The following is an 8,119-nucleotide window of genomic DNA, read 5'->3' on the forward strand; positions in this document are numbered from 1 at the left end:
GTGTAGTCGTCGCCGATGACTTCGAGCTTGATCCAGTGGGTGCCGAAAATTTCGCGCGCCATCTGCGCCACGGTGATGGCCTCTTCCGCCGAGTGACAACCGGCGGTGTTGGGTAGCAGATGCCGCCCCATCTCACGGATGCGCTGCCACCACGCCTGCCCGGACTGACTTTCTGGAGCTAAGCGGCGCAGCGACATGGTGAGCACCTCCACCTGCGCGGCCTGCACGGCCTCGGCGAGCACGCTGGGCGCCGGATAACGCGCGGTGCCCAGAAACAGGCGGCTGTGCAGGCTGACGCCTCCGACCTGCAAGGGGTCGGGCTGGCTCAGCACGGCGGAATGGGGTTGCACGGGAGAAGCCGTCTGATTCATGTTGGCGAGATCCATTTCATCCTCCCACCACGGGGCTGACCACTTCGATGGCGTCGCCCGGCTGCAAGACCTGTTGCGCCCAAAGGTTGCGCGCAACGAAATGCCGATTCACCGCGCAAGCCAAAGCCTGCGTGGCGTCGTAGCCGCGCTCGGTGAGCAAGTCGGCCAGCGTGGTGCTGGAAGTTTGCACGGGCTCGCCGTTGATTTGCAGCGACAAAGCCGATGCGTTTTGAAGATGGGGGGTGTTCATCCAAGAGTCTCCACGGTCTGCGAACGCAGCAAAGCCAGCAGATCGCGCTCGGCCCGCTGCACCATCGCCGGAGCCACGAGATAGCCGTGGCGATAGAAGCCGTTCAATTGCCAGACGCCCTCGCGCTGCGTCCACACGGGTTGATGGTCGTCGGTTGCGGGGCGCAGGCTGGTGGCCACGCGGGTGATGCGCGCTTCGCCAAACGCCGGATGCACGCTATAGAGCGCGCTGGCGAGTTCGAGCATGGAGCGCACGGTGATCGGCCCGGTGTCCTGCGACTCCAGTTCGGTCGCGCCGATGATGAAGCGCCCTTCGCTGCGCGGCACGATGTAGAGCATGTAGCGCGGATGGATCAGCCGCACCGGGCGGCGCAGGCTTACCGCCGGGCAGGTCACGGTGAGCACTTCACCGCGCACGCCGCGCACGCCCGGCCAAGCCGCGTTCACGCCGCGGCAGTCCACCACCGCATCGGCCTCGATCAGCGCGCCGTCGGTGGTGTGTACCGAGCGGGCCTGCACGCTTTGCACAGTGGTGCGATCGAGCCACTGCCCGCCCACGCGCGCCATGGCCTGCTCGATGGCGGCTTGCAGGGCCTGCAGCAATTGCCCGTTGTCGAGTTGGCCTTCGAGCGGCAGCCAAAGGCCGCGGCTGAAACGTCCAGCGAATTCGGGCTCCAGCGCGGCGATGCCCGGCCCGTCCAGGCTTTGCACCGCGTCGCGCTTGTCGGCAGGCAGGCGGTAGCGGATGAGGTCGGCATAGTGCGCCAGACCGGGGTAATCGGGCGCGTGCGCGACCACCAGCGAGCCTTCGTGGTGAAAGTCCACCGCCTGCCCGGTCTGCGCCTGCAGCCGGGCCAGCCATTGCGGCCAGATCGCCAAAGACTGCTCGCCGAGCGCGAACAGATCGGCATCGCCCACCACCAGTTCGGCATAGGGGGCCAGCATCGCGGCAGCCACCCCGGCCGCATGGTCGCGATCATCGCGGGCGCGGGCATCGATCAGGGTGACCGGCACGCCTGCAGTAAGCAGGCGCCACGCCAGCAGGCGACCAGCAAGCCCGGCCCCGGCGATCACTACTTCAGCAGTCCGCGTCATGTCTTCAGTTCTCCTGCTGTTGAGGCGCAGGAGCCCGCGAACCCGGCAGCGGAGTCAACGCCCCCCCTGCTGCGGCTCCGCCTTCGCCACTCCCCGAGGGGGCACGCCCCGCCTTAGGGCGGCCCGGCAGCGGGGCGTTTACATACACCTCGCTGCCTCCGGCGCGGAATTCGGCTGACATTTCCGCCATGCCCACCTCGACGGCCTGCTCTGCATCCAAGCCCTGCTTGGCGGCGTACTCGCGCACTTCCTGCGTGATTTTCATGGAGCAGAACTTCGGCCCGCACATGGAGCAGAAATGCGCAGTCTTGAAGGCGTCTTTCGGCAGAGTTTCGTCGTGGAATTCCTTGGCCTTCTCCGGATCGAGGCCGAGGTTGAACTGGTCGTCCCAGCGGAACTCGAAGCGCGCCTTGGAGAGCGCGTTGTCACGCGCCTGCGCGCCGGGGTGGCCCTTGGCCAGATCGGCCGCGTGCGCGGCGATCTTGTAGGTGACGATGCCGTCGCGCACGTCCTGCTTGTCGGGCAGGCCGAGATGCTCCTTGGGCGTGACGTAGCAGAGCATGGCGGTGCCATACCAGCCGATCATCGCTGCGCCGATGGCGCTGGTGATGTGGTCGTAGCCGGGCGCGATGTCGGTGGTCAGCGGCCCGAGGGTATAGAACGGCGCCTCGCCGCACTTCTCCAACTGCCTGTCCATGTTTTCCTTGATGAGCTGCATGGGCACATGGCCGGGGCCTTCGATCATGGTCTGCACGTCGTGCTTCCAGGCGATCTGCGTGAGTTCGCCCAGGGTGTCGAGCTCGGCGAACTGCGCCTCGTCGTTGGCATCGGCAATGCTGCCGGGGCGCAAACCGTCGCCCAGCGAGAACGCCACGTCGTAGGCCTTCATGATGTCGCAGATGTCCTCGAAGTGTTCGTAGAGGAAGCTTTCCTTGTGATGCGCCAGGCACCACTTGGCCATGATCGAGCCGCCGCGCGAAACGATGCCGGTGACGCGTTTGGCGCTCAGCGGAATGAAGGGCAGGCGCACCCCGGCGTGGATGGTGAAGTAGTCCACGCCCTGCTCGGCCTGCTCGATGAGGGTGTCGCGGAACAGCTCCCAGGTGAGGTCTTCGGCCACGCCGCCGACTTTCTCCAGCGCCTGGTAGATCGGCACGGTGCCGATGGGCACGGGCGAGTTGCGCAGAATCCACTCACGGGTCTCGTGAATGTGTTTGCCCGTGCTCAGATCCATCACCGTGTCGGCGCCCCAGCGGATGGACCAGACCATTTTTTCCACCTCTTCGGCAATGCTCGACGTGGTAGCCGAGTTGCCGATATTGGCGTTGATCTTCACCAGGAAGTTGCGGCCGATGATCATCGGCTCGCTTTCCGGGTGATTGATGTTGTTGGGGATGATGGCACGGCCGCGCGCCACTTCATCGCGCACGAATTCCGGCGTGATGCGCGATTGAATGTTCGCGCCAAAATGCTGGCCGGGGTGCTGCTTCAGCCGTCCGGCATCGAGCATTTCTTCCTGCCGCTGATTCTCCCGAATGGCGATGAACTCCATCTCGGGCGTGATGATGCCCTTGCGCGCGTAGTGCATCTGGCTGACGTTGGCGCCGGCCTTGGCACGGCGCGGCAGCGGCAACTGCGGAAAGCGCACCGCATCCAGACCCGCGTCGGCGTTGTGGCGGCGCGTGGTGTCGGAGCTGAAGGCCGGCAGTCGCTCGGTGTCACCGCGCTCGGCAATCCACGGCGAGCGCAGCGCGGGCAGGCCGCGCGCCAGGTCGATGCTCACCTGCGGATCGGTGTAGGGCCCTGAGGTGTCATAGACCGCGAAGGGCGGATTTTTTTCCACGCCAAATACCGCTGGGGTATCGGCCAGCCTGATCTCGCGCATGGGCACGCGAAGGTCGGCACGGCTGCCCTGCACATAAATCTTGCTGGACGCGGCGAAGGGGGTACGGGTGATGCGCTCGGTCAGCTCAGGGGCATCGACCTTGTAGCGGGATTCGGGCAGTGCAGACATGGTTCCTCCGGGGATGGATGAATGCCTGCCGTTGCACCGGCGCCTTGTTCCCTCCGCAGGTTGGAAGCGCACTCGCGGCGCACTTCCTAGCCCGATCAGGTTCAGCGGATTCTGCGTTACGCAGTCTCAGCCGGGAATTTCGCCCGGCGCTCCGACAAGCTTGCAGCGCAGTATAGGCGCTGCGCGAGCAGTGCGCACCGGCGCGGTCGCCGCCGCCAAGAGTCAGTCGGGCTTGGGGCGAGGATGGCGAAAAATGACGATGCGGACGCCCAGCGCCAATTTGCCGCCCGCGATCCTCGAGTCCACCAGACTCCTGAACTCGCCCGCGCTGCAATCAGCCGCGCCGCGGTAGATCGTGCACCGCGATCGGCCCGCGCAACTGCACGAGCAGCCCTGCCGCATACGGTGCGGCGGCGGCGATCTCTCCCGGGTGCGCTGCTGCGGGCAAGGCGCGCCACGGCAGCGCCGGGTGGCGGTGGTGCACCGCGTGGTAGTTGAAGTACAAGATCAGCGCCGACGCCAGCTGCGGCAGCCGCAGGTTGCGGGCATGGCGCACGTCGTCGCCCGGCTGGTGCAGCGGGGTGCCATAGTGATAGGCGTTGTCGGTGAGCGAAATCAGCAGCCCCCGGCCCAGCAGCGCCAGCAGCAGCATCCAGGCGTGCGTGCCGTAGAGCCAGACGCTGCACGTCATCAGCGCCATTGACATCAGGCTGTCCAGACGCATGGCGCGCAGGGTGTCGGGCTTGAGCAGTTGCCGCTCCAGACTCTGCGCCAGCGACGGCAGACCGGGCTCGGCCGGCAGACGCTGCGCCAGCCGCAGCAGCCAGGCCGGCGGCAACCACACCAGCAGCAGTGCGACCACCTCGCTGGCATACAGGCCGATGAGCAGTTGCGGGTAGTAACGCCAAGCGGCCGCGCTGCGCGTGGTCGAGGCCGGATCGAACACTTCGCTGCGGTCGATGGCGGTGCGGTTGAACTGGTGGTGCTTGAGATGCCCGAACCGCAGCAACGCAAACGGCGCCGGAAAGCCGATGGCCAGCAGGCGCGAAAGCGCGTCGTTCAGGCGCCGGTCGGGAAGCAGCACGGCGTGGATGCCTTCGTGCAGCAAAGACCAGTAAAAAGTGGTCGCCAGCACCACGATCAGCAGACTCCATCCCAAAGCAGGCAGCGCGGGCAGCAGCAGCGGCAGAGCGATCCACAGCCAGCCCGACATCGTCAGCGCCAAGACCGCGAGCAACAGATTGAGCCGCGCCGGAATGCTGCGAGGGTCGGTTGCCGCGCTGCTCATGTTCACCTCAAGGCGGGCGGCATTTGCGGGCCGTACTGCCGCCGGTCGATAAACACCCGGTCGTAGGCCTGCGCCTTGGCCACTTTTTTCAGCTCGACCAGAAGGGCCGAAACTTCGCGGTGCGATTCCACCTGCCCCGAAGCCAAAGTCAGCACGCCGAAGGACACGGTGGGAAATCCGAACCACTGCGCTTCGCCTCGGCGGTTGACGGCCTCGTATCCGCCGCGCTCACGTTGATCCGCATTGAAGAAGCGCGGCATCTCGGCGGCGAATTCCTGCGGAATGGTCTGCAGGCGCTCGACGGCATCGGGCTCGGCGCTCACCACGATGAAATCATCCCCGCCGATGTGGCCGACAAAATCGCCCGGCCGCCCAAAGCGCGCCCGCAGCAGATCGGCCAGCAGCACAATGACCTCGTCGCCGAGCCGGTAGCCAAACACATCGTTGAACGGCTTGAAGTGATCGATATCGCCATACGCCGCCACGAAAGACTGCCCCGAGGCCAGCAGGCGATCGATCTGTTCGTTGATGGGCACATTGCCCGGCAGCAGCGTCAGCGGGTTGGCATAGCGTGCTGTCTGGATCTGGAACTCGTTGACCAGCCGCAGCAGATCGCCCACCAGCAACAGGCCGCGATAGTCGCCCTGCTCGGTGACCAGCACGCCCTCGGTGGCGTGGCGAAAGCTGGCATCGGCGATCAACTGGCTGGCCTGGTGCAGACTGCTGCTCACATCGAGCTTGAGCACGTCGGCGCTCATCACCTGGGCGCAGGGTTTGTTGCCCAGCAGGTCGCGTACATGCGGGCGCCAGAGCCGGTCTGCCAGCACATAGCGGTTGAGAATACCCAGGGCGCGCCCGTTCGCATCGACCACGGGAATCGACATCAGATCGGGCTGGGCGTCGAAGCGGCGCAGCACCTCTTCCAGCCGTACTTGCGGCTGGACCGGAGCGATCGGGCGCGCCAGGCCGAGCGCCGACTGTTCCACGCTGCCGCGCGAAGCCAGCGGGTACAACTCGGGTTGAGCCGCCTCGATCAAGCCCCGTTGCGCCGGGCGCATTTCACGCGACGGCGCGGCAGACGGCCGCTCCAACACAAAGCCCTGCGCCAACTGCACGCCGATTTCGCGCAGCACGCGCAGATCGCGGGCCGACTCCACGCCCTCGGCCACCACCCAAGAACGGCTGGCCTCGGCCATGAGCAACATCGAGCGCACGAACGCCGCCTTGATCGCATCATCGGCCAGCCCGGCGCAGAACGCCCGGTCGATCTTGAGATAGCGCGGATGCAGGCGCTGCCAGGCCTCGAAGCGGCCGAAACCCCGCCCCATGTCGTCCAGCGCCAGCGTAAAACCGAGGCGGTGCAGATGTTCGGCCTGCTCCATGCCCACGCCGTCTTTCAGCAGATCATCGCTTTCCAGCAACTCGAACACGATGCGAGACGGCGGCAAGCCCAGTCTTTGCAACAAATCGAGCGCGGCCGAGCTGCCCAGCCAGCCCGAATCGAGCAAGGTCTGCGTGACGTTGATGAACAACTGCCCCGGCAAATTCAGCCGGGCGAACGTCTCTAAACTCGTGCGCACGCACAGGGCATCGAGCTCGTACAAGCGCCCGTTCTCCCGCGCGGTCTGAAACAGCGCATCCGGTCGCTCCAGCGGCGAGCCCTGCGGCCCGCGCGCCAGCGCCTCAAAGGCGTGGATCGACTGACCCCGCAGATCGAACACCGGCTGAAACTCCACGCGCAGCTCGCCATGCGTAAGCAGCCGGTCGAGCAGGATGGCGAGATAGCCGATCTGGGGTTGTACGAGAGAAAGCATGGGGCGAAGTGCGGGAAAGATGCCCGGTTTTATCCCACCCACATCACAGTTTGATGACAGTCATGGCGATTTCATGTCGGCATGCCGCAACACAAAGCCCTGTCCTGCAAAAACGAGACAACTCAACCACAATAGGGCTCACAGCGCCACTTTGGCCTGCTCCCTGATTCACCTGAAAGTTATCTAAAAGGACATCGAAAATGGCAAAGATTCTTGTTTTGTATTACAGCACCTGGGGTCATGTGGAAACCATGGCGCACGCCGTGGCCGAAGGCGCGCGCAGCGTGCCGGGCTGCAGCGTGGACATCAAGCGCGTACCCGAAACCATGCCGACGGAAACCGCGGCTGCCATCCATGCCAAGACCGATCAGGCCGCGCCCATTGCCCAGCCCGCCGACCTGGCGGACTATGACGCGGTGATCTTCGGCACGCCCACGCGATTCGGCAATATGTGCGGCCAGATGCGCAACTTTCTCGACCAGACCGGCGCACTGTGGCAGCAAGGCAAGCTGGTGGGCAAGGTGGGCAGCGTGTTTGTCAGCACCGCCACCCAGCACGGCGGGCAGGAAACCACCATCACATCCTTTCACACCACCCTGTTCCATCACGGGATGGTGGTCGTTGGCGTGCCCTACGCCTGCGCCGGCCTGACCCAGATGGACGAAATCACCGGCGGCACGCCTTACGGCGCCACCACCCTGAGCAAAGGCGACGGCAGCCGCCAGCCCAGCGCCAACGAGCTCGACATTGCCCGCTACCAGGGCAAGCATGTCGCGGAAATCACCAAGAAATTGTTTGGTTGATGCCGCCAGCCGCGGAGCCCGGCCACGCCTGCCGCCCCGGCTGCGCGGCATGCTGCATCGCGCCGTCGATCAGCAGCCCGATTCCCGGAATGCCGCAGGGCAAGCCAGCAGGCACGCCCTGCGTGCAACTCACCGCTGATCTGCGCTGCGCCATTTTCGGCAGGCCCGAGCGTCCATCCTGCTGCGGCGGACTGCAGCCCAGCGCCGAGATGTGCGGCGACAGCCGCGAACAGGCGCTGCACTGGTTAGCTGCACTGGAGCGTGCAACGGCGCCCTGAAACCTGCGGGGCGCTTTCCGTCGTTAGGGCCTGTTAACGCTATTTATGCACCCACGCCGGGGGTCTGGGCGGAGGCAATGCGAGGCGCAGGCCGCGCCGTGGTGTGTTGCACCACAAGCGGACTGCAACGTGGCAGTGCGCCGCCCAGACCCCCGGCCCGAAGGGTTGCCCCCAGACGGGGCGTCTGCGGCGTTGTCGGTGCGAGGC

Annotated in this window: 7 protein-coding genes, 1 pseudogene and 1 riboswitch; of the genes and pseudogenes, 2 read left to right on the forward strand and 6 right to left on the reverse strand. The window is 65.7% G+C overall.

What is annotated here, in order from left to right; genetic code table 11:
• The 6 genes and pseudogenes from B7X30_RS13700 to B7X30_RS13725 form a co-directional block, all read right to left on the reverse strand.
• Positions 1-386: pseudogene (locus B7X30_RS13700) on the reverse strand (thiazole synthase); the annotation flags it as partial.
• Between the two features lies 1 nt (position 387).
• The gene (gene thiS / locus B7X30_RS13705; protein ID WP_286731259.1) at positions 388-621 is read right to left on the reverse strand and encodes a sulfur carrier protein ThiS; all 234 of its coding nucleotides are present in this window, start codon (positions 619-621) and stop codon (positions 388-390) included.
• Positions 618-1,715 carry a glycine oxidase ThiO gene (gene thiO, locus B7X30_RS13710; RefSeq protein ID WP_286731260.1) on the reverse strand — a complete coding sequence of 366 codons (1,098 nt, stop codon included), beginning with the start codon at positions 1,713-1,715 and terminating at the stop codon, positions 618-620. Before thiO ends, thiS begins: the two co-directional genes overlap by 4 nt.
• A 4-nt stretch (positions 1,716-1,719) precedes the next feature.
• Positions 1,720-3,729 carry a phosphomethylpyrimidine synthase ThiC gene (thiC, locus tag B7X30_RS13715; RefSeq protein WP_286731262.1) on the reverse strand — a complete coding sequence of 670 codons (2,010 nt, stop codon included), beginning with the start codon at positions 3,727-3,729 and terminating at the stop codon, positions 1,720-1,722.
• 31 nt (positions 3,730-3,760) lie between these two features.
• A riboswitch (TPP riboswitch) is annotated at positions 3,761-3,893 on the reverse strand.
• Positions 3,894-4,063: 170 nt separating this feature from the next.
• Positions 4,064-5,017 (reverse strand): fatty acid desaturase, encoded by a 954-nt coding sequence (locus B7X30_RS13720; protein ID WP_286731263.1) that lies wholly within the window; start codon positions 5,015-5,017, stop codon positions 4,064-4,066.
• Positions 5,018-5,019: 2 nt separating this feature from the next.
• Entirely contained in the window at positions 5,020-6,831 is a 1,812-nt protein-coding gene (locus B7X30_RS13725) for a bifunctional diguanylate cyclase/phosphodiesterase (protein WP_286731265.1), read from the reverse strand.
• Positions 6,832-7,031: 200 nt separating this feature from the next.
• Between B7X30_RS13725 and wrbA the strand changes: the two genes are divergently transcribed.
• Positions 7,032-7,634, forward strand: coding sequence for an NAD(P)H:quinone oxidoreductase (gene wrbA, locus B7X30_RS13730; protein WP_286731266.1), 603 nt, complete (start codon positions 7,032-7,034; stop codon positions 7,632-7,634).
• On the forward strand, positions 7,634-7,912 hold the full coding sequence (locus B7X30_RS13735; protein WP_286731267.1) for a YkgJ family cysteine cluster protein: 279 nt from the start codon (positions 7,634-7,636) through the stop codon (positions 7,910-7,912). Before wrbA ends, B7X30_RS13735 begins: the two co-directional genes overlap by 1 nt.
• Positions 7,913-8,119 lie beyond the last annotated feature (207 nt).

This window comes from Thiomonas sp. 13-64-67 (genome assembly GCF_002282795.1).
GTDB classification, from domain to species: Bacteria; Pseudomonadota; Gammaproteobacteria; order Burkholderiales; family Burkholderiaceae_C; genus Thiomonas; species Thiomonas arsenitoxydans.

Bases quoted from the DNA above. Each gene is read 5' to 3' on its own strand.
- thiS (WP_286731259.1), bottom strand. From the start codon at position 621: ATGAACACCCCCCATCTTCAAAACGCATCGGCTTTGTCGCTGCAAATC.
- thiO (WP_286731260.1), bottom strand. From the start codon at position 1,715: ATGACGCGGACTGCTGAAGTAGTGATCGCCGGGGCCGGGCTTGCTGGT.
- thiC (WP_286731262.1), bottom strand. From the start codon at position 3,729: ATGTCTGCACTGCCCGAATCCCGCTACAAGGTCGATGCCCCTGAGCTG.
- B7X30_RS13720 (WP_286731263.1), bottom strand. From the start codon at position 5,017: ATGAGCAGCGCGGCAACCGACCCTCGCAGCATTCCGGCGCGGCTCAAT.
- B7X30_RS13725 (WP_286731265.1), bottom strand. From the start codon at position 6,831: ATGCTTTCTCTCGTACAACCCCAGATCGGCTATCTCGCCATCCTGCTC.
- wrbA (WP_286731266.1), top strand. From the start codon at position 7,032: ATGGCAAAGATTCTTGTTTTGTATTACAGCACCTGGGGTCATGTGGAA.
- B7X30_RS13735 (WP_286731267.1), top strand. From the start codon at position 7,634: ATGCCGCCAGCCGCGGAGCCCGGCCACGCCTGCCGCCCCGGCTGCGCG.